The 23,360-nt window shown below is 52.1% G+C and carries 23 protein-coding genes; 15 read left to right on the top strand and 8 right to left on the bottom strand.

Translation table 11 applies throughout. From position 1 onward, the window contains the following. Positions 1 to 57 precede the first annotated feature (57 nt). From C0081_RS14955 to C0081_RS14945, 3 genes are all read left to right on the top strand, one after another. Positions 58 to 1,251, top strand: coding sequence for a cytochrome-c peroxidase (locus C0081_RS14955; protein WP_101534638.1), 1,194 nt, complete (start codon positions 58 to 60; stop codon positions 1,249 to 1,251). Positions 1,252 to 1,355: 104 nt separating this feature from the next. Beyond that, entirely contained in the window at positions 1,356 to 1,616 is a 261-nt protein-coding gene (locus C0081_RS14950; protein ID WP_101534915.1) for a hypothetical protein, read from the top strand. Positions 1,617 to 1,631: 15 nt separating this feature from the next. Further along, on the top strand, positions 1,632 to 2,462 hold the full coding sequence (locus tag C0081_RS14945) for a fumarylacetoacetate hydrolase family protein (RefSeq protein ID WP_210200520.1): 831 nt from the start codon (positions 1,632 to 1,634) through the stop codon (positions 2,460 to 2,462). 31 nt (positions 2,463 to 2,493) lie between these two features. On the opposite strand, the gene C0081_RS14940 is transcribed toward C0081_RS14945, so the two are convergent. After that, a complete protein-coding gene (locus C0081_RS14940) occupies positions 2,494 to 3,027 on the bottom strand; it encodes a methylated-DNA--[protein]-cysteine S-methyltransferase (protein WP_101534636.1) in 534 nt (177 codons plus the stop codon). Positions 3,028 to 3,197: 170 nt separating this feature from the next. Between C0081_RS14940 and C0081_RS14935 the strand changes: the two genes are divergently transcribed. After that, positions 3,198 to 4,727 (top strand): YifB family Mg chelatase-like AAA ATPase, encoded by a 1,530-nt coding sequence (locus C0081_RS14935; RefSeq protein WP_101534635.1) that lies wholly within the window; start codon positions 3,198 to 3,200, stop codon positions 4,725 to 4,727. 30 nt (positions 4,728 to 4,757) lie between these two features. Here C0081_RS14935 and arfB read toward each other — a convergent pair whose 3' ends face one another. From arfB to C0081_RS14910, 5 genes are all read right to left on the bottom strand, one after another. Continuing rightward, positions 4,758 to 5,186, bottom strand: coding sequence for an alternative ribosome rescue aminoacyl-tRNA hydrolase ArfB (arfB, locus tag C0081_RS14930; protein ID WP_101534634.1), 429 nt, complete (start codon positions 5,184 to 5,186; stop codon positions 4,758 to 4,760). 100 nt (positions 5,187 to 5,286) lie between these two features. Next, positions 5,287 to 6,087, bottom strand: coding sequence for a TerC family protein (locus tag C0081_RS14925; protein WP_180966913.1), 801 nt, complete (start codon positions 6,085 to 6,087; stop codon positions 5,287 to 5,289). 69 nt (positions 6,088 to 6,156) lie between these two features. Then, positions 6,157 to 7,626: a dihydrolipoyl dehydrogenase family protein gene (locus C0081_RS14920; protein ID WP_101534633.1), complete on the bottom strand. Its 1,470-nt coding sequence runs from the start codon at positions 7,624 to 7,626 to the stop codon at positions 6,157 to 6,159. Between the two features lie 70 nt (positions 7,627 to 7,696). Further along, positions 7,697 to 8,482 (bottom strand): TVP38/TMEM64 family protein, encoded by a 786-nt coding sequence (locus tag C0081_RS14915; RefSeq protein WP_245417963.1) that lies wholly within the window; start codon positions 8,480 to 8,482, stop codon positions 7,697 to 7,699. A 15-nt stretch (positions 8,483 to 8,497) separates the two neighbouring features. Beyond that, positions 8,498 to 9,340: a DUF547 domain-containing protein gene (locus C0081_RS14910; RefSeq protein ID WP_180966912.1), complete on the bottom strand. Its 843-nt coding sequence runs from the start codon at positions 9,338 to 9,340 to the stop codon at positions 8,498 to 8,500. A gap of 404 nt (positions 9,341 to 9,744) precedes the next feature. On the opposite strand from C0081_RS14910, the gene rpmH reads away from it, so the two are divergent. From rpmH to argB, 6 genes are all read left to right on the top strand, one after another. Further along, entirely contained in the window at positions 9,745 to 9,879 is a 135-nt protein-coding gene (gene rpmH / locus C0081_RS14905) for a 50S ribosomal protein L34 (protein ID WP_101534630.1), read from the top strand. Between the two features lie 130 nt (positions 9,880 to 10,009). Further along, a complete protein-coding gene (rnpA, locus tag C0081_RS14900; protein WP_245417962.1) occupies positions 10,010 to 10,453 on the top strand; it encodes a ribonuclease P protein component in 444 nt (147 codons plus the stop codon). 219 nt (positions 10,454 to 10,672) lie between these two features. Beyond that, a complete protein-coding gene (yidC, locus tag C0081_RS14895) occupies positions 10,673 to 12,481 on the top strand; it encodes a membrane protein insertase YidC (protein ID WP_101534628.1) in 1,809 nt (602 codons plus the stop codon). A gap of 315 nt (positions 12,482 to 12,796) precedes the next feature. Then, positions 12,797 to 13,477, top strand: coding sequence for a CatB-related O-acetyltransferase (locus tag C0081_RS14890; protein WP_245417961.1), 681 nt, complete (start codon positions 12,797 to 12,799; stop codon positions 13,475 to 13,477). Between the two features lie 77 nt (positions 13,478 to 13,554). Continuing rightward, positions 13,555 to 14,271 (top strand): ribosome biogenesis GTP-binding protein YihA/YsxC, encoded by a 717-nt coding sequence (gene yihA / locus C0081_RS14885; protein ID WP_101534627.1) that lies wholly within the window; start codon positions 13,555 to 13,557, stop codon positions 14,269 to 14,271. A gap of 152 nt (positions 14,272 to 14,423) precedes the next feature. Further along, on the top strand, positions 14,424 to 15,329 hold the full coding sequence (gene argB, locus C0081_RS14880) for an acetylglutamate kinase (protein ID WP_101534626.1): 906 nt from the start codon (positions 14,424 to 14,426) through the stop codon (positions 15,327 to 15,329). A 243-nt stretch (positions 15,330 to 15,572) separates the two neighbouring features. Here argB and mutM read toward each other — a convergent pair whose 3' ends face one another. Together mutM and C0081_RS14870 are read right to left on the bottom strand one after the other, a co-directional pair. Continuing rightward, the gene (mutM, locus tag C0081_RS14875) at positions 15,573 to 16,460 is read right to left on the bottom strand and encodes a bifunctional DNA-formamidopyrimidine glycosylase/DNA-(apurinic or apyrimidinic site) lyase (protein WP_101534625.1); all 888 of its coding nucleotides are present in this window, start codon (positions 16,458 to 16,460) and stop codon (positions 15,573 to 15,575) included. 9 nt (positions 16,461 to 16,469) lie between these two features. Further along, complete coding sequence (locus C0081_RS14870; protein ID WP_101534624.1) at positions 16,470 to 17,639, bottom strand: aminotransferase class V-fold PLP-dependent enzyme; 1,170 nt, start codon at positions 17,637 to 17,639, stop codon at positions 16,470 to 16,472. Positions 17,640 to 17,864: 225 nt separating this feature from the next. Between C0081_RS14870 and ubiE the strand changes: the two genes are divergently transcribed. From ubiE to cysK, 5 genes are all read left to right on the top strand, one after another. Then, positions 17,865 to 18,659 (top strand): bifunctional demethylmenaquinone methyltransferase/2-methoxy-6-polyprenyl-1,4-benzoquinol methylase UbiE, encoded by a 795-nt coding sequence (ubiE, locus tag C0081_RS14865; protein ID WP_101534623.1) that lies wholly within the window; start codon positions 17,865 to 17,867, stop codon positions 18,657 to 18,659. Positions 18,660 to 18,667: 8 nt separating this feature from the next. Then, positions 18,668 to 20,254, top strand: coding sequence for a 2-polyprenylphenol 6-hydroxylase (ubiB, locus tag C0081_RS14860; protein ID WP_101534622.1), 1,587 nt, complete (start codon positions 18,668 to 18,670; stop codon positions 20,252 to 20,254). Positions 20,255 to 20,259: 5 nt separating this feature from the next. Then, complete coding sequence (coaBC, locus tag C0081_RS14855; protein ID WP_101534621.1) at positions 20,260 to 21,477, top strand: bifunctional phosphopantothenoylcysteine decarboxylase/phosphopantothenate--cysteine ligase CoaBC; 1,218 nt, start codon at positions 20,260 to 20,262, stop codon at positions 21,475 to 21,477. Between the two features lie 61 nt (positions 21,478 to 21,538). Beyond that, entirely contained in the window at positions 21,539 to 22,003 is a 465-nt protein-coding gene (gene dut / locus C0081_RS14850; RefSeq protein WP_101534620.1) for a dUTP diphosphatase, read from the top strand. A gap of 296 nt (positions 22,004 to 22,299) precedes the next feature. After that, a complete protein-coding gene (gene cysK, locus C0081_RS14845; RefSeq protein WP_101534619.1) occupies positions 22,300 to 23,268 on the top strand; it encodes a cysteine synthase A in 969 nt (322 codons plus the stop codon). The last annotated feature ends 92 nt before the right edge of the window (positions 23,269 to 23,360 follow it).

Genomic DNA, 23,360 nt, shown 5'->3' with positions numbered 1-23,360 from the left:
TTGGATTGCGTTTGGCGTGACCGGCCTTAAACGCATGCTTTTGATATGAGGATATCTATGTCTCACTTTAAAAAGCTGCGGACTTTGGCGGCCTATGCCGCTGTGGCCCCGTTGCTGACATGCGTTGCCGCCACAGCCCAAGATTTGCCGACCCTCCCCACCGACAAGGCGACGTTGGAAGGCTTGGGTGCTGCACTCTTCTTTGATGAAAATCTGTCGAAAAACAGAAACCAATCATGCGCAACCTGTCACGCGCCGGAATCCGGTTTTGCGGATCCACGAGACAATGGCAAGGATGGGCCTGTGGGGCGCGCTGCTTCGTTGGGTGATGATGAAGTGTCCATTGGGGATCGCAATGCTCCAACGGCTTCCTATGCCGCGATAACACCAGACTTCCACAAAAACAAAGACGGCCTGTGGGTTGGTGGGCAGTTTCTGGATGGCCGTGAGAGCAATCTTGAAGGTCAGGCTGGAGGGCCGCCGCTCAATCCTCTGGAAATGGGTATGCCGGACAAGATGTCCGTTGTAACGCGCCTGCAGGAGAATGACGAATATGTGTCTGGTTTCAAACTGCTTTATGGCGATGGCATTTTTAACGATGCCGACAAAGCCTATGCAGCCATGACCGACGCCATCGCGGCCTTTGAACGCACGGAATTTTTCAGTCCGTTTGATTCCAAATATGACCGGTATTTGCGCGGTGAGGCCGAATTCAGCCGTGATGAGGAATTGGGCCGGACGCTGTTTTTCTCTCAGCAATTTACCAACTGCAATCTTTGTCACCAATTGCACAAAACACCGGGCGCGGCGCGGGAGCCGTTCTCCAATTATCAATATTTCAATATCGGCGTTCCCGTGAACAAAGCCCTGCGCGCCGTCAATGGCTCGGCTGCGGATGCCGTGGACCATGGCCTGTTGGCCAACCCACAGGTTAAAAACAAAGCGTGGGACGGCAAGTTCAAGACGGGAACCTTGCGCAATGTCGCGGTCACCGGTCCCTATATGCACAATGGCGTGTTCGCTGATTTGGAAACTGTGGTTCGTTTCTATAATCGCTACAATTCCAAATCGGCAGCAGCCCAGATCAACCCCGAAACGGGCAAGCCATTTGGTGACCCTGAAGTGCCTGCAACGCTGGATGTCAAAGAACTGACCACCGGTCCTGCATTGGATGATCAACGTATCAAGGCCTTGGTGGCTTTCCTCAAGACACTAACCGATCAACGATATGAGCATTTGCTGGACGATTAAACGTCCTGGCGTCTGGGTTGGTGGGCATCGAGTTTTGTTATATTCTTGTCGAAGCCGATAATCTGCGGTTACTATTGGTCAAACCAATCAAAGGGGAGGCTGATATGACGGATGCGGTGCTTTTAGATGCGGTAAAATTACTGGCAGATGATAAGTTCACGACCGGCCCAAATTGGGAGGCATGCCACGATCTTTGTCAGGCTCATGAAGGCGAGCCGGATTATGATCTGGGGCATGCACTGGTCCATCTGATCGAAGGCGATATTTCGAACGCGCGCTATTGGTATCGTCGGGCGGGGCAGGAACAAGTCGAGCAAGACATCGGGGCTGAATGGACCCGTATCATTTCATATTTGGATAATTAATTGATTGGGGTGGCAATGACTAACTCAAACAGGAGCCGTATTTTAGCTGGCGCTATTTTTATTATGTGCTTTGCTGCCTCGTCCTTTGCGTCTGCCGCGGATAAATATCTCCGGTTTGAACAAGGCGGAGATACGCATTATGGCATCTTGAACGGTGCGATGATTGACATTTTGGCGGGTGGGCTGTTTCCGATGTCCGAGAAATCGGGCAGGCAGGTCGCGCTTAACTCAGTCTCGATTTTGCCACCAACACAAGCATCAAAAGTCTTTGCTGTGGGTATGAATTTTGCGAGCCACATCTCATCGCAATCAGATGCGCCGCCACCTTTGTTCCTTAAATTACCAACATCACTCATTGGGCACCAAGCACCGATTCTACTGCCAAAGGATGCAACCAATGTGCATTTTGAGGGGGAGTTGGTTCTCGTCATTGGTAAAACCGCCAAGAATGTTTCAATCGAAGAGGCTCCAGATTACATATTTGGTGTAACGGCAGGCAACGATCTGACAGAACGCAGCTGGCAAGGCAGTGATTTGCAATGGATGCGGTCCAAGGCCGCTGATGGATTTGGTCCTGTTGGCCCCGTAATCGCAACGGGAGTTGATTACAACAACCTGCTTCTTACGACGCGCCTGAATGGTGAAATTGTCCAACAAGAAAACACCAAAAACATGATTCACAAACCAAGCAAAGTGCTGAGCTATCTATCGCGTTATTTCACGCTGTTGCCAGGCGATCTGATTTTCATGGGGACGCCTGGGCGCACACAAGCGCTGGACAATGGCGATGTGGTGTCCGTTGAAATAGACGCTGTTGGCCTGATATCCAACGAGATCCAACGATAGCAACAGGGGCTGCTCTGTAGAATGGGGGCGCCTAAAAGGGCAATCCCATTTGATTGGGTGTATGCACCTGGCTCGGAGCGATACCCTCGTGCTCCAATAGCCAGATCTTGGCTTTTATTCCGCCCCCGAAACCAACTAGCGACCCATCGGTCCCAATAACCCGATGGCATGGAACGATGATGGGCAAGGGGTTAGCATTGTTGGCCATCCCGACGGCTTGCGACCCTTTTGGTCTGCCTACCGTTTTGGCGATGTTGCCATAAGACCGCAAGGCCCCATAGGGGATAGCTGCAAGCGCGTGCCACACCGCCATTTGAAAATCAGTGCCAATCAACCGGTAGGCAACGGTGAATTGTTTGAGGTTGCCGGAAAAATATGCATCCAGTTCGTGACGCGTGTCATCAAAAGAAGAGGGGACCGGAATCCAGTCTGGCTCGGGTTCGAACGGGCGGCCCTCTTTGGGTAAATGCAGAAAACCCAATCGGCCATCGGCTCCACCCACCACTAGGCGGCCCAAAGGGCTGTCATACTGGCAATAGTGGATAGAAGATTTCGGGTTCGGCATTGTCAGGTCAATCCCTATTGCATGTGGTGTGATGGTTTCTGTCCCCCAAATTACACGAAAAACCGAGACTGCACACCCGTATATTGTTCGGTATTTGTTCTTGCAATGCAATTGGCGGCTCTTTAAGGTTGTGAAATTAGGTTCTTCAATTGTACTCACCGGGGCTGGCCATGGTCGCACACGTTCAGACAGTTTCTTTTCATGGCATCGTGGCCCGACCTGTTGATGTTCAGGTGCAAGTTGCCTCAGGCTTGCCCGCTTTCACCATCGTTGGTCTCCCTGACAAAGCGGTGGCTGAAAGTCGCGAGCGGGTGCGGGCTGCGTTGACCGCTTCTGGTTTGTCTCTGCCACCCAAGCGCATCACCATCAATCTCGCACCTGCAGATTTGCCCAAAGAGGGCAGTCATTTCGATTTGCCCATTGCTTTGGGTCTCATGGCCGCCATTGGTGCCATTCCTGCTGACTGTCTTGACGCTTATACCGCTTTGGGAGAACTGGCACTTGATGGTCGTCTCGCCTCGGTTGTTGGTGTATTGCCCGCTGCCATGGCCGCTAATGGTGAGGATAGAGGGCTGATTTGCCCAGCCGATTGTGGGGCGGAAGCCGCTTGGGCTGATCCGGATATGACCATTTTAGCCCCAGACAGTCTGATTGCATTGGCCAATCATTTCAAGGGCACGCAGGTGCTGTCGCGGCCGCGAGCGGCCATTCGCACAGAAACAGACACGCGGCTCGATCTAAGAGACATCAAGGGGCAGGAAATGGCCAAACGAGCGCTGGAAGTCACAGCCGCCGGTGGTCATAATTTGCTGATGGTTGGGCCTCCTGGCTCGGGGAAATCCATGCTAGCGTCGCGTTTGCCGACCATTCTTCCGCCACTCAGTCCCGCTGAGTTGCTCGACGTTTCTATGATCCAATCCATCGCGGGGTTGTTGCCTCAGGGGCAATTGTCTGCTGCCAGACCGTTTCGTGCGCCACATCATTCTGCGTCCATGGCCGCAATGGTCGGTGGCGGTTTGCGTGCCAAGCCCGGTGAGGTTGCCCTTTCACACAACGGCATTTTGTTTCTTGATGAATTGCCTGAGTTCACACCGCAAGTGCTGGACAGTTTGCGCCAACCCATCGAAAGCGGTGAGGCCGTGATCTCACGCGCCAATCATCGGGTCACCTATCCGGCACGCTTCCAGCTCATTGCTGCAATGAACCCTTGCCGATGTGGCCATGCGGGGGATCCGGGGTATGTCTGCAAACGCGGGCAACGTTGCGCTTCAGATTATCAGGCCCGCATTTCAGGCCCATTGCTGGATCGTATTGACATCCGCATTGAGGTTCCGGCCGTTTCAGCCAGTGATTTGATGTTGCCCTCGGCCAAAGAAGGCTCCGCCGAGGTGGGGTTCCGTGTCTTGAACGCTCGACACTTACAAAAAGAGCGCTATCAGGCTCTTGGGTTTGGAGACATTTTGACCAACGCTCAATGTCCGGCCAGTGTCATTGAAAAGGTTTGTGAGCCAAAGGGCGAGGCGCGGAAATTGCTGGCGCATGCTGCTGACAGCATGGCTTTATCTGCGCGTGGCTATCACCGGATTCTCAAAGTCGCTCGTACTTTGGCTGATTTAGCCGGGCGCTCTCAACCCGGCAAGGAAGAGATTGCTGAAGCGCTGAGTTATCGTATGGCCGCGATGGGATCACTGGTGATGTAATAAGCACTTATGCAGGAATATCCTGCATTCTTATTCAAAATTTTTGCCTGAGCGCGTTTTTTTCAAGGCACCACGTTTGGTTTTGGTATCCACCCGCCGTCTCTTGCTGGCGCGTGTTGGTTTGGTCGCTATGCGTCGTTTGGGCCGGTAGGAGGCCTTTTCGATTAATGCGACCAATCGTTCGGTGGCTTCTTCGCGATTGCGGGCTTGGGTGCGATGGGTCTGCACTTGCATCACCATAACCCCGTCCAGCGTCATCAGATGCGCCGCATTCTTGCGCAGATTGGCTTTGATATAGCCCGGTAGGGACAGCGAATTTGACACATCAAAGCGCAATTCAACAGCGGTCGAAACTTTGTTGACATTCTGACCGCCCGGACCGGAAGCGCGAATAAAACGCTCTTTAAGTTCGTCCGGATCGAGGCTTAAACCGTCTTTGATGTATATGCGCTCAGACATCTTGTCTCTCTGCGAAAATGGCCCCCAATGTACACCGGCACAATAGCACCAGCGCAAACCCGAGGGCCACCCTAATCTGTTCTGAAAATGCGGGCATCCGCTAGGCGTTGGTGTTGTTCATCTCGGCATTGCGTTGCGCAATCAGTTTCTTCTGATAGCGCCCCTGTACAATATCAACAACGACCAACACTGCCAGAACGAAGTAGAAGGTGCTTTTTGCCATGGGCTCGATGTGGAAACCAAAGAAGGAAAGATGCGCCAAGTGTCCGCCTTCAGAGATCAGCATGATGCCGACAATGAAAAGCACGAACAAGCCGAGCACTTCATACATACGGTTCTTTTGCAAGAAATTGGACACGGTGTCTGCCAGAAAGATCATGCCGATACCTGACACCACAACCGCTGCCGCCATCACCCAGAACACGTTGGTCAACGCCATAGCGGAGAGGATTGAATCAAAAGAGAAAATCAAATTCATCGCGACGATCCAGAAAATGGCTTTGCCAACAGACCGTAGGCTCTTGCCAGAAGCATGGCCTTCCAGATCATCAATGCTGAGCATATGCATGATTTCTTTGAACGCGGTATACATGATGAACACCCCGCCAAGAAGCACGATCAGAGCGTGCACATTGACATCGCCCTCCACAATTCCGGTCACATGAAAAGAGACAAAGGGTGTCTGGAAATAGGAGATGGCCGACATAATCGCAAACAACAACACTAGGCGCAGGACAATCGCCAATCCGATCCCCACTTTGCGCACCATGGCTTGTTTGTCTATGGCGACGCGTTTAGATTCGATTGAGATATAAAGCAGATTGTCAAAACCCAGGACGGCTTGCAGCACTGTAAGCATAAGAAAAGTAAAAAAATTATCGAGAGTGAGCAGGTCAGCCATGGGTCCGTCCAGTTTTGAGGTTCGTAAGGGCAGGACACCATGGCCAGTCTGTTGTCTGATCTGTGCCCTCTATCCGAATAATTTGAAGAAGGAAATTACACGCCGAATCATAGGTTTTTTCGGCAAGTCGCCATAATAGCTGATCGCTGCGCGTCGTCCAATCTCGGAGAAAGTCGGGTAGGGGGAGATGTAACCGGCGATGGCCTTGACGTTCATTTTCTGAGAAACAATCAGCGACCACATGTTGATGATTTCACCTGCATTGGCACCAACCACCGATGCACCAAGAACAACACCTTTTTTGTCAATGATAATCTTGATAAGGCCTTCGGTCTTGCGCTCGGCTTGCGCGCGATCATTTTCCCCATAAGGCCAGCGTAGAATGCTGACACCTTTATGCTTCTCACGGGCTTGTTCTTCATTCAGACCAACATGGGACATTTCCGGATCTGTGTAGGTCACCCATGGGATGATCGAGCGATCTTCTTTGGCATTCATGCGGAACAACATGGAGCGAATCACCAGACCGGCATGATAACCGGCAACATGAGTGAATTGCAGTCCGCCCGTTACATCGCCGATCGCATATACGCGACTGTTCGACGTCTTGAGGTTTGATTTGACCTTGATGCCACGGCGGTCATACTTGATTTGTGCATTCTCCAAACCAAGGCCTTCTACATTGGGGCTGCGACCTGCTGCGACCAGAAGATGGGTGGCTTCGATCTCTTCTTCTCCCCCAGTTTCCTCGCCATCGGCAGATAACGTGGAGAGGATGATTTTCGCACCATGGGGATGTTCGACACGATTGTGTGGCCGTTCCACACGGGCGATCCGTACGCCTTCGCGAATGTCTACCCCGTCACGGCGAACCTGATCGATAACCACCGCCGACATTTCCGGATCATCCTTAGAAAGGACACCAAAGGCTTCCAGAACTGTGACGTCAGCACCAAGCCGGCGCTGGGCTTGGGCCAATTCCATGCCGATCGGGCCGCCACCAATAATCACCAGCTTTTGCGGGCGTTCGGTCAGCGAAAATACGGTTTCGTTGGTGAGATAATCGACATCATCCAACCCTTTGATGGGCAATTTTGCAGCCGAAGAGCCGGTCGCGATAACAAACCTGCGGGCCGTGATTTCGGTTTTGCCATTTGCTGTGACGACCGTCTTGGCATCTTTGAACTGACCTGCCTGCTGTATCACCTTGACGCCAAGGCTTTCAAAGCGTTCGACCGAATCATTTGGTGCAATGGCGCCAATCACGGCATGGATGTGATCATGCACGGCAGAATAATCGACATTGGGTTCAACAGAACTGATTCCAAAAAGGTTGGCTTTGCGCATGGCGTGCGCCTGTTTGCCTGCGGCAATCATTGCCTTGGAAGGGACACAGCCATAATTCAGGCAGTCGCCACCCATCTTGCCCTTTTCCAGCAAGATGACATTTTCGCCAAAGGCCGCAGCAGCGGCGGCAACAGTCAAGCCTCCCGAACCGGCGCCAATCACACATATATCGGTTTTAATCTGTTTGGTCATAGAATTTCCTTTTGGGCCCAGAAGCGCAATCACAGCCCTATCGTCTTTTTTCGCCTATTTGGCGTATTGTTCAAGTGGATTTCTGCGAACGGTGTTTTTTCAGTGCCTTCAGCGCAGGCGGAATCAGCGATACAAATCCCATTGCCACAAAGGCCGCAATCAGCTCACCGGTAATGAGGGCTGATGGATCAAGGGTTACACTGCAATCAGGGTTTGTTGCGCAAGCAGGATTGGCGGCGCGTTGCGCTGCAATCACACTGTCCAGTCCCGCCCCGATGAAAGAGTAGGCGAATGTGCCCGGAAGAATGCCAATAAAAGTAGCTAGGAAATAGGAGCCCAGCCGCACATTGAACAGCGCGGGCACAACATTAATCAGCCAGAATGGGAACAATGGGACAAGTCGCAAAAACAGCAAATAGTTGAAGGCGTCATCACGAAACCCTTCGGCAAAGCGATCAATAAAACCACCGGCGCGGGCGCGCAACGACGCTCCAAATGCTGAACGGGCCGCCAAAAAGATAAGGGAGGCCCCGACTGTCGCCGCAAATACGGTTGTCACCCCACCAACGGCCCAGCCGAACAATAGGCCACCGGCAATGGTCAAAAAGGACGCCCCTGGGAAAGAAAGAGCAACCGCAAGAATATAGGCCAGCGCGTAGCCGCCAAGCATCAATGCATAATGATCAGCGACATAACCAGCCAAAAGCGCCCGATTGCGTACCAGAGAATCAAGGCTGAGATAGCTGTGCCAGCCTTGAGAAAAACCAAAACCCATAAGGCCGATAATGGCGAACAAAGGCCCCCATTTTTTCAGTTTACTCAGGATCATGCTGGATTGATCTGATGTCTGTGTCATTTGGTCGGTCATTGTTTAGCGGGCCTCATTCAAAGACCAGTCATAGCGATAGGCTTTGACGGTCTTGTTGGACGATAGGTTGGTCTTGAGAGACCCTGTTGCATATTTTTGCCAGTGGGCGTGCCGCTGGTTGTCGTTGCCGAAGTCAGCTTTGTACCATTTGAAAAGTTTAGAAACCGTCAGGCCATCTTTGCTGGCCGCCACGCCCCGCGGATGATTGACAAAGGCGCGGGCGGCGTCATCCAGCTGTGCGTCAATGGTTTTAGCGCTATAGGCTGATGTATCAAGGTTGGGGCAACCGATGGATGCACAGTTGAAACCATAATGTAGACGGGGATCTTTCCAAGTCGCGCGGGCGATGCTGTGTTCAACATCATCCAGTGACAAGTCAACCCCTCCGACTTTCAGCAGTTTTTTCTTCCAAGGGCCTTTTGTCAAAAAGCCGCCGCCCAGATTGATGTCGCGGATTGATTTCATCGGATAATGCGTAACAACCACATCCAGCGTCTTGGCGTTGTATAGATTGATCCAATAAGCCTTGGCTGCCTTGGATGATAAAGACGGTACCGACACCGCTTGCATACGCGTCAGATACGCCTGCAGTTTGGAGCGGGCTGCTTTGAGGCCGCGATAGTTGACCCGATTGATGCCATCCGTTCCGGGTATGACAAATTGGGACAGCAAAGCACCAAAGGCAGAATGATCCAGAGTTTGAGCCCCTCTGGGGGTAAAGTTTTTGGCAAGTGATGCGGCTTGTGCTTCAAGCCCGAAAAGCACAGAACCCGCAAACAGGGCAACCGCCAAGCCCTGTATTGCTTTGCGGCTGTGGTTGCGTGACGTTCGGATCGGATTTATCATATGGCTCATTCTGTCTGGTAAGCGGTCATTTTCAGGTCATGCAAAGAAAATATCATTTCTCTTTGCTGACTGTTCTGATTTCTATATAGCCCTAAAAGATGCTCTTGTGGGGTGTCTCACCGTCATTTGATCCCACCTCAAACAGGCCTCACGTCGATGTGACAGTCCGTGCTTGTCCGGTGATTGGGCTGTGATATCGACCTTGTGGTTGATTGAGTGGTTGAGCATTGGCAAAAAATAGCTTTTTTGGATGATCCCAATTGACTCAGGGGCCGCATCTCCGTATAAGCCGCAGCAAGTGTATCAGGATCGCGGAAAGCGTCTCATTCGAGGCGCTCTTTTTTACCCGGCCTGATGGGATTTGAGAAAATCAAAAAAGGGGCCGCGAAAGCGGAGTAAAGCCCATGAAACGGACTTTTCAGCCAAGTAACCTGGTGCGCAAGCGCCGCCACGGTTTCCGGTCACGGATGGCAACTAAGAATGGCCGTCTGGTTTTGGCTAGACGCCGGGCAAAAGGACGCAAGCGTCTGTCTGCCTAAGACATCAGCAACAACCGCCAGTTTTTGGGCTCCTTGAGTTTCAAATCTGGCGGTTTTGTATGTCTGGGGGTGGAAAAGAGCAATTTTTCTCGTCCCTATCTCGGACGACCAGCGCTTCATGGAGGCATTGATGCTTCGATTGAAAAAGCGCAGCGAATTTCTAACCGCGGCCAGGGGAGCTCGTCTCTCGCGTCGCGGTTTTGTGCTTCAGGCCATACGGCGAAGCCCGGAAGATTTGCAGCCACCCAGAGTTGGGTTCACGGTTACAAAAAAAGTGGGCAACGCTGTGGTTCGCAACCGAGTCAAACGCCGTCTGCGCGAACTGGCTCGGCTGCATGGTCCGAATCACCTGAAGTCAGGCTGGGACTATGTCTTGATAGGGCGGTTCGGAGCATTGCATTTGACGTTCGATGCCATGGTTGCCGACTTCAAAGGGTGCGTGCGCGATATAATGGGTGGCAAAACGGATGGGGCTTATCGAAAAAGGCGGCCGCATTCAAAAGCAACCGAAGCGCCCAATTCCGTTAGCACAAGAGAGCCAGCGGCACACAAAAATACGCAAAAGACCGATTGATTTTGCGTATTCATTGGACCACAACAAGGCCAGTTATGGCACATTGGTTGACGACAGCGCCAACTGGGCTGCATGTCAGGACCGTTCAAACGTGGTTCAAATTCGATTAGAACACTTAACGCCGCTCGTAAGAGTGGCCAGGTGGAACAAATGTGACGGACCTGTCTGCGTGGTTTAGACCCGCAGGCAAATCCGCAAAAAACGGGATGAAGAAAGTCGATGGAAAATAATCGCAATTTCTTCCTTGCCATCGCCTTGTCGTTTGTTGTGTTGTTAGGCTGGCAGTATTTTGTCGCCGCACCACAGATGCAAGCGGAGAAGGTTAGGCAAGAGCAAATCGCAGCTCAACAAGCAGCGACACAGAGCCAAACAGATGCCCAATCAGGGACCGTGACCAGTCCGACCGGCAACAGTGCGGTGGTTCCCGGCGTCCAAATCGCAGGAGCGGTGCCACAAACTACCGCTGCGGTTCTGGCCCAATCTGTCCGCATCGATATCGACACGCCTAAATTGTCCGGTTCGATCAACTTGACCGGCGGTCGCATAGACGACCTGCATCTCAACGACTATCGTGAGACGCTGGACAAAGACAGTGATACAATCGTGCTTCTGTCCCCTTCTGGCAGCGCTACTCCCTATTATGCTGAGTTTGGTTGGGTCGCAGGGTCAACGGATATCGCCGTTCCTAATGCCAACACGGTCTGGTCTGCAAGTGATAGCGCTAAGTTGACGTTGGATACACCGCTCGTTTTGAGTTGGGACAATGGCGCTGGCCTGAAGTTTATCCGCACCATCACTGTGGACAAAAATTATCTGTTCTCTATTGATCAAAAGGTAGAAAATAGCTCGGACGCGGCGGTTGCCCTTTATCCATATGGTTTGATCTCACGGCATGGCGATATCAAGACCTCTGGTCTCTATATCTTGCATGAAGGCCTAATTGGCGTTGCCGGTGACGACGGCTTGCAAGAAGTGGATTATAAGGATCTCGCCGAATCCCGCATCGAGACGCCTGCCAAATCCACCCAAGGCTGGGTCGGTATCACGGATAAATATTGGGCCACTGCGATCATCCCGCCACAGGGCCAGTCTTTCCAGCCGACATTCCGCTACAGTGAAGTCGCTGGCAAACCAGCATATCAGTCCGATTATCTTGGCGATGCTGTTGGTGTAGCCGCTGGGTCCTCTGGATCCTATAAAACCGCACTGTTTGCTGGCGCAAAAGAAGTTGCGGTTCTTGATGCCGTTCAGTCGACCACAAGCGCTTACAACTTCGATTTGTTGATTGACTGGGGTTGGTTCTACTTCCTGACCAAACCGATGTTTGCCGTGATCGATTATCTGTATGGCATGTTCGGCAACTTCGGTGTCGCCATTCTGCTGGTCACCGTTGGCGTTAAAGCAATCTTCTTCCCGCTGGCAAACAAATCTTATGCTTCCATGTCGAAGATGAAAATGCTTCAGCCAAAAATGGAAGAGATCAAAAAGACATTTGCTGATAACAAAGAGGGTCAACAAAAGGCGATTATGGAGCTCTATAAGAATGAGAAGGTCAATCCGCTTGCCGGTTGCCTGCCCATTCTGATCCAGATCCCGGTTTTCTTCTCTCTCTATAAGGTGCTTTATATCACCATCGAAATGCGTCATGCACCATTCTTTGGCTGGATTCAGGATTTGTCGGCACCAGATCCAACCAACATTTTCACTGCCTTTGGTCTTATTCCTTGGGACCCGCCCAGCTTCATGATCCTCGGCATCTGGCCACTGATCATGGGTATCACCATGTTCGTACAAATGAAGCTGAACCCGGCTCCTACGGATCCAACCCAGCAGATGATCTTCAACTGGATGCCCGTTATCTTCACCTTTATGCTGGCAACATTCCCTGCCGGTCTGGTGATCTACTGGGCCTGGAACAACTCACTGTCGATCCTGCAGCAGGCAACCATTATGAAAAAGCATGGTGCCAAGGTAGAGATCTTCCAGAACATCAAAGATTCCTTCTCGCGCAAAAAGAAGCCAGAATAACGGATCTAATGATACAATTGATACAATTAAAGGCGGTCTTCGGGCCGCCTTTTTGTTGTGTGAATGCCACATATCCTGCCAAACAATGAGTATCATCAACCTTGATCGTTGCATCAACGCACCATCTTGATATTGGTTTATAACCCTCGTTGTTTCGCGCAGAAGGACTTGTTTTGATGATTAACTGACAGCAGCAGATGGTGTGGCGATTACCTTCGATGTTCGATGCAGTTGTTCGACTGCCGACAGATAGCCTTGTGCCTAGTCTGCTGGATATTTTGTTGCCCATCCTTTTAACGAACAGGTCAGCTAATCATGTCCAATCCCATGTCTTATGGTCCCGACCCAGACCAGCCCCATCCAATTGCGGGCCAAAATCGCGTCGCTTTTCTCAAACCTCTCATAAGCAATCCGCTGATTTCGGTGGGAGATTATAGCTATTTCGATGATCCTGACGGGCCGGAACGCTTTGAGAGCAACAATGTGCTCTACCATTTTGAATTCATTGGTGACCATTTGGTCATCGGTAAGTTTTGCGCGATAGCCACCGGCGCTACCTTCATCATGAACGGCGCCAATCACGCCATGAACGGTTTTTCCACCTATCCTTTTGCGGCGATGGGTGGTGGCTGGCAAGAGGGCTTTGATCTGGATTCCTATCGGGCCCAGTCGCGGGGAGATACCGTTGTTGGTGACGATGTGTGGATTGGCCGCAATGCGACCATTTTGCCCGGTGTGACCATCGGTTCCGGAGCCATAATCGCGGCAGGGGCCTATGTCAGCCGCGATGTGCCAGCCTATGGGGTTGTTGGGGGTAATCCCGCCAAACTCATTCGTCTGCGTTTTGAACCCGATGTGATCGACCGTTTGATGGCTTTGGCATGGTGGGACTGGCCTGTTGAAATGATAAGCGAGTATCGCTCCTTGATACAGGGAGCAGATATAGATGCGTTGGAACAGGCTTCCAAGGTGATTTGTCGCGATTCTGCATCCTAATCAGCCGCAAACCGCTTGTTTCTCGAAGCAAGGCAGGCTAACCAAGGTCTGCCTTTCTCATTATTGGATCCCGTGCCATGACCGACCCGAACAAACCTGAGATCTCTCCCCAAGCTGAAGAACTGACTGGCCTTGCTGCGCTGGTGGGTGAAGATGAAGTGGATCTGGAATCGGCCGAACGCGGAAGACTGCTGTTCGCGCAAGCATGGGATTTCATGTGGGGAACGAAATTCTTCCATCAGCTGCCCCCGATCGAGGGTGTGGAAATCGCTTTTGCCGGTCGATCCAACGTGGGCAAGTCATCTCTGCTCAATGCGATCACTGGCCGCAAAGCGCTTGCCAGGACCTCCCAGACGCCAGGCCGGACAAAAGAGCTCAATTTCTTTCGTCCTGAAAAAGACCCTACACTCGTCATTTGCGACATGCCTGGTTATGGCTATGCCAAAGCATCCAAAAAGGAAGTCGCGGCTTGGAACCAGCTCATCCTTGATTATCTCAAGGGGCGCCCCAATTTGCGCCGCGTCTATGTGTTGGTCGACAGTCGGCACGGTCTCAAGCAGAGCGATCTGGATGTGATGACCACGCTTGATAAAGCAGCGGTCAACTATCAGGTGATCCTGACCAAAGTGGACAAGACCAAACTATCGGAGCTGACAAAGACACTTGTGAAGGTAAAGCTGGGCATTAAAAAACGCCCCGCAGCACACCCTGAAGTGCTGCTCACCTCGGCTGAAAAGAAAATCGGCATCACCCTGTTGCGCGCCCAAATGTTGCATTTGTCTGAAGGGCAATAAATTTCTTCTGAAGAGCACGTTCAAAAATAGTCCATCCCAACTGACGGTGATTGAATGTGTTCTGAGAGCAAATAAACGTCCCGATTGCCCTTCTGGTTCCAAAGGTTTATAGAGCTAGACCAGTTGATCCTCTGCAAAACTTGAGAAAATTCATGTCCGATAAACCTGACACAGCTTCCAACAAACCCGCCAACCGCGCCAAAACCATTTCCGAAGCTCTGCCCTATATGCAGCGCTATGACGGACAGACCGTTGTGGTGAAATATGGCGGACATGCCATGGGCGAGGAAGACCTCAGCCAAGCCTTCGCACGCGACATTGTCTTGCTCAAGCAGTCAGGCGTGAAGCCAATTGTCGTGCATGGTGGTGGGCCGCAAATCAAATCGATGCTGGAGCGTTTGGGCATCAAATCCGAATTCAAAGGCGGGCTTCGTGTCACCGATGCCCACACCGTGGAAGTGGTGGAAATGGTTCTGGCCGGTTCTATCAACAAGTCCATCGTACGTGACATTAATGCAGAGGGCGGTCGCGCAATTGGCTTGTGCGGTAAAGACGGCAATATGGTAACGGCAGAAAAATTGACCCGAACCATCCGCGACCCCGACAGTGCCATCGAGGAAGTTGTCGATCTTGGATTTGTCGGTGAGCCTAAAAAGGTGGATCGGTCTGTCATCGATATGGTTGCCCGTGACGCGCTTATACCGGTTATAGCCCCTGTCGCTCCCGGTGCCGATGGCCACACCTACAACATCAATGCAGACACCTTTGCCGGGGCAATCGCGGGGGCCGTTGATGCCATGCGCTTGTTGTTCCTCACCGACGTACCCGGTGTGTTGGACAAAGAGGGACGGTTGATCAAGGCGCTGACCATCAAACAGGCTCATGCCCTGATTGCAGATGGCACCATTTCTGGCGGCATGATTCCCAAAGTCGAAACCTGCATCGAGGCCCTCAACAAGGGCGTGCAGGGCGTGGTTATCCTCGATGGTAAAGTGCCCCATGCGGTGTTGCTCGAACTGTTCACCGAAGGCGGTGCAGGCACGCTGATCACCCATTGATCGGGCAATCGATGATTTCGCAATAAAGGGGAGCTAAGGCTCCCTTTCTTTTTGACTGTCGCTTGGCACATTCAGAGAAGATCTGTCGCTAAAAATTTCGAGTGAACCTCAAATAAGCGATAAAAAGCCCTAAGCTAAACAATGCTAAAGTGGCGATGGTTTGAAGGAAAGAAACCCTTCGATTCTCAGATTTTCGTTCGAGAAACCTTGCAGAAAATGACTTGAAAAGCGGTCTTAAACCCATCATTTTTGGCACTTAGGGCAATAGAAGGTTGAGCGCCCGCTTTGGGTGATGCGGATGATTGTGCTGCCGCAGCCCTCGGTGCGGCAGGGCTCACCTTCGCGATCATAGGCTTTGAAGCGATGTTGAAAATAACCAAGACTGCCGTCGGTCTTGGTATGATCGCGCAAGGTTGATCCTCCCGCTTTAATTGCTTCATGAATGGTGGCGCGAATCTCATCGGTCAGAAGCATCAGCTTGCTGGACGCCTTGCCTGCTTTGGTAACCAAACTGCCCGCTTGTCTTTGTGGATCAAGTCCGCTGCGGTGTAAGGCCTCGCAAACATAAATATTGCCGAGTCCTGCGATGATATGCTGATCCAGAAGCGCTGATTTCAGTGGCGTTTTCTTGCCGTTGAATTTTTCGGCCAAATAATCCGCGCTCAATTCATTGCCCACCGGCTCAATGCCGAGCCTGGCAAAATAAGGGTGGTCGGCCAGGTCGGCCCTTGCAATCAGGTCAAAAAAGCCAAATCGGCGCGGATCATTATACAGCACGGCGTCGCCGGTGGAGAGATGCAACACCACATGATCATGCGCTGGTTTTTTGCCCCTTGCGGCATGAAAAGCCGCGTCCGCGATCAAATGGCTCTCATCGGTGGTGACCACTCGAAAGGAACCCGACATGCCTAAATGCATCACAAGCACCATGCCGTCGTCCAGATCGGCCAACAAATATTTGGAGCGCCGCCCAAGAGCAACAATCCTGCGCCCTGTCAATCGCTCCGCCAAAGCGTCCGGGAAATCAAAACGTAGATTCTTGCGGCGGATCTCGGCGCTTTCAATGACCGTGTCTTCCATAACGGGCATCAAGCCGCGTCGCACAGTCTCTACCTCAGGCAATTCGGGCATACTGGCTCCTTAGAGCATGTCTTTTAACGCCCGGATCAGGGCATCAAGATCATCTTCATTGTTGAAATAATGAGGCGCGGCGCGCAGCATCACAGGCAAGTGCCGCCGCTCCGCATCCAACTTGGTGCTGGCGGGTGTTGTTACGCCGATCGAAATTCCCTTTTGGCGGAGCAGGGCAACGGTTTCCACCGGATCCAATCCGTCGATGGTAAAACTGACGATGGCACAGTGTTCCGCACCAAGATCCATAATCGTTGTGCCCGGAAGGCCCAAAAGCTTCTCCCGCAAAGAGGCGGCCAGCCCCCATGCGCGTGATTGAATCTTTTCCAAACCCAATACCATGGCATAATCGCAGGCCACTTTAAGCCCCGCGCGCAAGGCATAGTTGTTTTCCCATGTTTCAAATCGCCGAGCATCGCTGCGCAGACTGTAGAGACTGGAATCTTCAAGCGGAGCGGAAAAGTGATCCAGCATCACAGGTTCCAGCCTTTCAAGCCACTTTTCCTTGATATACAAAAAGCCGGTACCCCGCGGCCCCCGCAGGAATTTGCGGCCCGTTGCCGAAAGAAAATCGCATTTGAGCGTGGTCACATCCACCGGCATTTGCCCCACGGCCTGACAGGCATCGAGCAAATAAGGGATTTGATGTTTGGCGGCAATCGCCCCCACCTTGGCTGCGGGGTTTACCAAGCCACCGTTGGTTGGCACCCATGTGATGGCGATGAGTGCCGTGCGATCCGTGATCAAGGCGTCGAGCGCCGTGATATCCAAGGCGCCAGCCTCGTCATTGGGTACTACATCAATCTCAATGCCATCCTTTTTTTGGCGATGCAGAAAGGCCACATAATTGGCTGCATATTCCGCCTGACAGGTGATGATGCGATCACCGGCCTTTAGAGGCAATGTATAGAAGACCTGACACCAAGCCACGGTCGCATTTTCTACCAATGCGATCTCATGGCGCTGGGCCCCGACCAACCGCGCGACACTGTCATAAGTGGCGTCCAGCATTGTTGATTCTTGGGTATGGGCTTCATACCCCCCAATGCGCGATTCCAGTTGGGTGAATTCCACGACGGCATCAACAACTGATTGAGAAGGAAGAGCCGAACCGCAGGCAAGCATGTGAATGCCATGGGAAAGGCCCGGCGTTTCAGATCTGATTTTATCGATGTCCATAGAAAACCACTTGGCTAGAAGAGAAGATTTGATCGGGGAAAGACGCGCCAGCGTATCAATGCAGCCAAGCCGTGACAAGAGAGCGGTTAATCCAGACCAATTGCCATCGCCAAAGGCGACAAAAGCGCTGATGCGTCATGGTATTTGGCAAAAAGATCGGCTATTGTCTGGTCAAATATGAACAGAATATCCTTCTGGCAACCGGTTGGATCGCAGGACAAAAACATGTCGGCACAGAATAAACAACGCACTGAAGATGTCGTGGATATGGCCACGTCCTTTGGCTTTGAAGCCGTTAAGGAAGGGGACAAGCAACCCCGCGTCAATCACGTTTTCCATCAGGTCGCTGACCGCTATGATGTGATGAATGATTTGATGAGCGGTGGTATGCATCGGCTCTGGAAGGATGCCTTTGTTGCTTGGCTCAATCCACCCCAGCGCCCCAGAGCAACGCCGTTCAAACTGCTTGATGTTGCTGGCGGTACTGGTGATATTTCCTTTCGTGTCATTGAGCGATCGCGTAAAAACGCCCATTCCACGGTGTTTGACATCAACGGCTCGATGCTGGATGTCGGCCGTGATCGGGCCAAGGACAATGGCCTGAATGCCTATCTTGATTTTGTTGAAGGTAACGCAGAAGACTTGCCCTTTGAAGACAATAGCTTTGACGCCTACACCATCGCTTATGGCATTCGCAATGTACCGCGCATTGACAAAGCTCTCTCCGAAGCACATCGGGTTTTGAAGCGTGGTGGTCGCTTCATGTGCCTTGAATTTTCCAATGTCGAAATGCCGGTGCTCGACAAAGTCTATGATGCCTTCTCCTTCCATGCGATTCCCAAAATTGGTGACTTTGTCACGGGAGACGCCGAGAGTTACAGCTATTTGGTTGAATCCATTCGCAAGTTCCCCAACAAGACCCGATTCAAGGCGATGATTGAAGATGCCGGTTTCCGGCAGGTATCCTATCGCAGCATGTCGGGCGGTATCACCGCCATGCATTCAGGCTGGAAATTATAGGGGTTGCAATGATTGGTGCGTCTTCATCCCTGTTCCGCCTCGGGCGTGCGGGCTACATTCTGGCTCGTGAGGGGGTTTTCTCCATCATCGCGCCGCCCGCGGATCTGCCAACTCTGCCACGCCTTGGCCTTTCTATGCTGCGGCTGTTGGAGCGGCGCGGCATATCAGAGCGCAACAAAGGCGAACGCCTGAGTGCAGCGCTCAATCGACTGGGGCCTTCTTATGTCAAAATGGGCCAATTTCTGGCCACCCGCCCTGACGTGGTTGGGCCCGAATTGGCGCAGGCCTTGTCCAGTTTGCAGGATCGCGTGCCGGCTTTTGGCATGCAAGAAGCAAAAAAAGTGGTGCATGAAGCGCTGGGAAAACCAATTGAAGTACTGTTCGAGCATTTTTCTGAACCAGTTGCTGCCGCATCCATCGCTCAGGTTCACAAAGCCCGTGTCATTGATGCCGATGGTGTGGCGCGCGACGTTGCCGTCAAAGTTCTGCGTCCACACCTTGCAGAACGCTTCAAGGCCGATTTGGGAGGCTTTTACCTCGCGGCCCGCGTGATTGAGGCCCTGCATGTCCCATCGCGCCGACTGCGCCCCGTTGCCGTTGTTGATACGTTGGCGCGTTCTATCCAATTGGAAATGGATTTTCGCTTAGAGGCTGCCGCCATGAGCGAAATGGGTGAAATCAGCAAAGATGATGCTGATTTCCGTGTGCCAACCGTGCACTGGGACATGACCGCTAAATCCGTTCTAACCATGGAATGGATTGACGGTATCAAGCTCAATGATCAGGAAGCGCTCAAGGCCTCTGGTCATGATTTGAAGGCCTTAGGTGAGACAGTTATACAGTCGTTCCTGCGCCATGCGCTGGGCGATGGATTCTTCCATGCTGATATGCATCCGGGCAATCTGTTTTTAGACCGCGACGGCAAGCTGGTTGCGGTTGATTTTGGTATCATGGGGCGCATCGGGCCACAAGAGAAACGCTTTCTCGCCGAAATCCTATATGGTTTCATCACCCGTGATTATCGTCGGGTCAGTCAGGTGCATTTTGATGCCGGTTATGTGCCATCAACCCAAGATGTCGACACCTTTGCCCAAGCCTTGCGGTCTATTGGAGAGCCAATCCATGGTCGTGACGCATCAGAAATTTCAATGGCTGGTTTGCTAAGCCAGCTGTTTGAATTTACCGAAGTCTTTGGCATGGCCACACGTACCGAACTGATTTTGTTGCAAAAGACCATGGTTGTGGTTGAAGGTGTTGCCCGCATGATGGACAGCAACCTCAATCTTTGGAACACCTCCGAACCGGTGGTCAAACGTTGGATGGAAAGCAATCTGGGGCCCGCAGCCAAGGTCAAAGAAGTGACCGGTGGTTTGGCGTCTCTGGGGGCAATGACGGCAAGTTTACCTGAAATGGCCCGCCGCGCCGAGCGTCTGTCTGCAAGCTTTGATACTATGGGCCGCGAAGGGATGCGCCTTGAGGCTAGCACAGTTGCCGCCATTGGCCGCGCCGAAGCACGCGAGAGCCGGTCGGGACGTGTTGCTTTGTGGGTGATTGCGTTGGCACTGAGCGCGATTGCGCTCAATCTTTGGAGTTAGTCACCATGCTTGCTGATAAAAGAATATTGCTGATTATCTCGGGTGGTATCGCTGCTTTCAAGGCGATTGATCTGATCCGTCTTTTGATGAAACGCGGGGCCAGTGTCAAAGTGATCCTGACTCAATCGGCGACGGAATTTGTCTCGCCACTGACCATTTCCACCCTGACGGGCGAGTCCACAATCACCAAATTGTTTGATCTAACGCGTGAAAGCGAAATTGGTCATATCGAATTATCACGCGACGCAGACCTTGTGGTTGTCGCCCCTGCAACCGCTAATATCATGGCCAAAATGGCAAATGGTATCGCCGATGATCTGGCCAGTACCACTTTATTGGCCACGGACAAAAAGGTCCTTGTTGCGCCTGCCATGAATGTGCGCATGTGGCTGCACCCGGCCACCCAGCGCAATCTTGCAACACTACAGTCCGATGGCGTGTCTATCCTTGGTCCTGACCATGGCATGATGGCTTGCAACGAAGAAGGCCCGGGGCGTCTGAGCGAACCTGAAGTGATTTTGGCCACCATCGAAGCATTGCTCAATGGATCAAATCAACCGCTGGCTGGCAAACATGTCTTGATTACTGCTGGTCCCACCCATGAACCGATTGATCCTGTCCGCTACATCGCCAACCGTTCCTCCGGAAAACAGGGTTATGCGCTTGCTGCTGCTGCCCGAGCCGCCGGTGCGCGGGTGACCTTGGTATCCGGTCCGGTATCTCTTGATGTGCCTGTCGGTGTTGATGTGGTGCGCGTTGAAACCGCAGCAGACATGCATAAGGCCGTTGCTGACAATCTGCCAGCTGACGTTGCCATCATGGCCGCAGCCGTTGCCGATTGGCGGGTCTCCAATCAGGGCGCGGAAAAAATCAAAAAACAGGCAGACGGCAGCTTGCCGCAATTGGCTTTTGAAGAAAATGCCGATATCGCCAAATTTGTCGGCACCCACCAAAGTCAACGCCCGCGTCTAGTGGTTGGATTCGCAGCCGAAACAGAAAACCTGGATCGCCACGCCAGCGCGAAATTGGCCAAAAAGGGCGCTGATTGGATCATCGCCAACGATGTCTCGCCAGAAACGGGCATCATGGGTGGAGATCACAATGCGGTTAAAATTGTCCGGAGCGACGGCATCGAGACATGGCCCGATATGCCCAAACAAGAAGTCGCGAACCGTGTGATTGCTTTAATCGCGCAAACCTTGGATGGGATGATCGAGGTCTAGACTCCACAAGTCTAAGATCAATCCGTATTTCAAATTTATAAATCCATCAGAGGAGGGCTTCATGGCCAGAACACAACTTTCCATTATGCCGCTGCCTCACTTTGAAGGGCTTGAACTACCCTGTTACAAAAGCAATGAAGCAGCCGGACTTGATCTTCAAGCCGCCAATCCCGAGGGCGAGCCTGTGACACTCGAAGCCAAGGGCGGCCGCGCTTTGGTCCCCGTGGGGTTCTGTATGGCGCTGGATCTTGGTTTTGAAGCGCAAATTCGACCACGCTCCGGACTTGCGCTCAAACACGGGGTTACCTTGCTCAACACACCCGGCACCATTGATTCGGACTATCGAGGTGAGGTGAAAGTCTTGATGATCAACCATGGTGAGGAGGCGTTTATCGTCGAGCGCGGTATGCGCATCGCGCAAATGGTCATCGCACCCGTATTGCAAATGCAGGTCGTGCCGGTTGACACTCTGGATGACACAGAACGCGGGGCAGGCGGTTTTGGCTCCACCGGCCACAAAGATTAGAGGTTGGCTCTGTTTTCTCTCGGGTGTTTTCTGCGCGACTAAATAAGCCCATTGTTAGAATAATTTTCTTTGCATCAGAACGAGCTTTAGACGGGCAACTGCTATATCCTAATAAAAGAAGTTTTGAGGGGTATATTTTCTCTGTAAGCCATTAAAGTTGGTACAAAGTTCCTAGCACTCACTCGCCGAACTACCTACATTAACAGCAAATACTGTGATCATGTTGTCGATCAACAAATGCCGCCCGCATCATTGCAGGGCGAAGGCAGGTTGATCCTATAAGCGAGGAGAATCTCATGACCAATAACCCAATCAAAACCGAAGGTCGTGGTCGGATTTACGATTCCATCATCGACACCATCGGCAACACCCCCCTTGTGCGCTTCGACAAGATAGCCAAGGAATATGGTGTGAAGGCTAATTTGATCGGTAAACTCGAATTTTTCAATCCCCTCGCCAGCGTCAAAGACCGCATTGGTGTCAATATGATCAAGTCGATGGAAGAAGCTGGCACCATCGTCGCAGGGAAAACAACCCTGATTGAACCGACATCCGGTAACACCGGCATTGCGCTGGCATTTGCTGCTGCGGCCAAAGGCTATCGTCTGATTTTGGTCATGCCTGAAACCATGTCTATCGAACGCCGCAAGATGTTCTCCTTCCTTGGAGCCGAGCTGGAACTGACCGAAGGCCCCAAAGGCATGAAGGGAGCGATTGCGCGCGCCGAAGAACTCGCTTCGGAAATCGAAAATGCGGTTATCCCGCAGCAGTTTCAAAATCCCGCCAATCCAGAGATACACCGCAACACCACTGCAGAGGAAATCTGGAACGACACCAACGGAGAAGTCGATGTTCTGATCTCCGGTATCGGAACCGGTGGCACGATCACAGGTGTTGGGTCCGTTCTGAAAGACCGCAAGCCTTCCTTGCATGTCGTGGCCGTGGAACCGACCGACAGCCCGATCCTGTCTGGTGGCACTCCTGGCCCTCATAAAATCCAAGGCATTGGCGCAGGCTTCGTACCAGATATTCTGGATACCAAAATCTATGATGAAGTGATCACCATCGCCAATGAAGATGCCTTTTCCTTCTCCCGTGCATTGGCTCGTACGGAAGGGGTGCCTGGTGGCATTTCTTCAGGGGCTGCGCTGGCGGCTGCCATCGAAGTCGGCAAGCGTGACGAAATGGCCGGAAAGAACATTATCATCATTATCCCAAGCTTTGCAGAGCGCTATCTCTCAACGGCTTTGTTTGACGGTATCTAAGAAAAATAAGCTTCGTTTCACAGTCGAAATAAATTGAAACCTCAATCACCGCGACACTGCCGCGGTGATTTTTTTGTCCAAACCATGCTTTG

It is taken from the genome of Cohaesibacter celericrescens (genome assembly GCF_002866925.1).
Classification (GTDB): Bacteria; Pseudomonadota; Alphaproteobacteria; order Rhizobiales; family Cohaesibacteraceae; genus Cohaesibacter; species Cohaesibacter celericrescens.
This window is presented reverse-complemented; position numbering and strand designations above follow the sequence as displayed.

Excerpts from the sequence above, each read along its gene's own strand:
- C0081_RS14935 (WP_101534635.1), top strand. The coding sequence starts at position 3,198 with ATGGTCGCACACGTTCAGACAGTTTCTTTTCATGGCATCGTGGCCCGA.
- C0081_RS14945 (WP_210200520.1), top strand. The coding sequence starts at position 1,632 with ATGACTAACTCAAACAGGAGCCGTATTTTAGCTGGCGCTATTTTTATT.
- coaBC (WP_101534621.1), top strand. The coding sequence starts at position 20,260 with ATGCTTGCTGATAAAAGAATATTGCTGATTATCTCGGGTGGTATCGCT.
- rpmH (WP_101534630.1), top strand. The coding sequence starts at position 9,745 with ATGAAACGGACTTTTCAGCCAAGTAACCTGGTGCGCAAGCGCCGCCAC.
- yihA (WP_101534627.1), top strand. The coding sequence starts at position 13,555 with ATGACCGACCCGAACAAACCTGAGATCTCTCCCCAAGCTGAAGAACTG.
- argB (WP_101534626.1), top strand. The coding sequence starts at position 14,424 with ATGTCCGATAAACCTGACACAGCTTCCAACAAACCCGCCAACCGCGCC.
- C0081_RS14955 (WP_101534638.1), top strand. The coding sequence starts at position 58 with ATGTCTCACTTTAAAAAGCTGCGGACTTTGGCGGCCTATGCCGCTGTG.
- arfB (WP_101534634.1), bottom strand. The coding sequence starts at position 5,186 with ATGTCTGAGCGCATATACATCAAAGACGGTTTAAGCCTCGATCCGGAC.
- C0081_RS14915 (WP_245417963.1), bottom strand. The coding sequence starts at position 8,482 with ATGACACAGACATCAGATCAATCCAGCATGATCCTGAGTAAACTGAAA.
- cysK (WP_101534619.1), top strand. The coding sequence starts at position 22,300 with ATGACCAATAACCCAATCAAAACCGAAGGTCGTGGTCGGATTTACGAT.
- yidC (WP_101534628.1), top strand. The coding sequence starts at position 10,673 with ATGGAAAATAATCGCAATTTCTTCCTTGCCATCGCCTTGTCGTTTGTT.
- ubiB (WP_101534622.1), top strand. The coding sequence starts at position 18,668 with ATGATTGGTGCGTCTTCATCCCTGTTCCGCCTCGGGCGTGCGGGCTAC.
- C0081_RS14950 (WP_101534915.1), top strand. The coding sequence starts at position 1,356 with ATGACGGATGCGGTGCTTTTAGATGCGGTAAAATTACTGGCAGATGAT.
- ubiE (WP_101534623.1), top strand. The coding sequence starts at position 17,865 with ATGTCGGCACAGAATAAACAACGCACTGAAGATGTCGTGGATATGGCC.
- C0081_RS14920 (WP_101534633.1), bottom strand. The coding sequence starts at position 7,626 with ATGACCAAACAGATTAAAACCGATATATGTGTGATTGGCGCCGGTTCG.
- C0081_RS14925 (WP_180966913.1), bottom strand. The coding sequence starts at position 6,087 with ATGGCTGACCTGCTCACTCTCGATAATTTTTTTACTTTTCTTATGCTT.
- rnpA (WP_245417962.1), top strand. The coding sequence starts at position 10,010 with ATGCTTCGATTGAAAAAGCGCAGCGAATTTCTAACCGCGGCCAGGGGA.
- C0081_RS14890 (WP_245417961.1), top strand. The coding sequence starts at position 12,797 with ATGTCCAATCCCATGTCTTATGGTCCCGACCCAGACCAGCCCCATCCA.
- dut (WP_101534620.1), top strand. The coding sequence starts at position 21,539 with ATGGCCAGAACACAACTTTCCATTATGCCGCTGCCTCACTTTGAAGGG.
- mutM (WP_101534625.1), bottom strand. The coding sequence starts at position 16,460 with ATGCCCGAATTGCCTGAGGTAGAGACTGTGCGACGCGGCTTGATGCCC.
- C0081_RS14870 (WP_101534624.1), bottom strand. The coding sequence starts at position 17,639 with ATGGACATCGATAAAATCAGATCTGAAACGCCGGGCCTTTCCCATGGC.
- C0081_RS14910 (WP_180966912.1), bottom strand. The coding sequence starts at position 9,340 with ATGATAAATCCGATCCGAACGTCACGCAACCACAGCCGCAAAGCAATA.
- C0081_RS14940 (WP_101534636.1), bottom strand. The coding sequence starts at position 3,027 with ATGCCGAACCCGAAATCTTCTATCCACTATTGCCAGTATGACAGCCCT.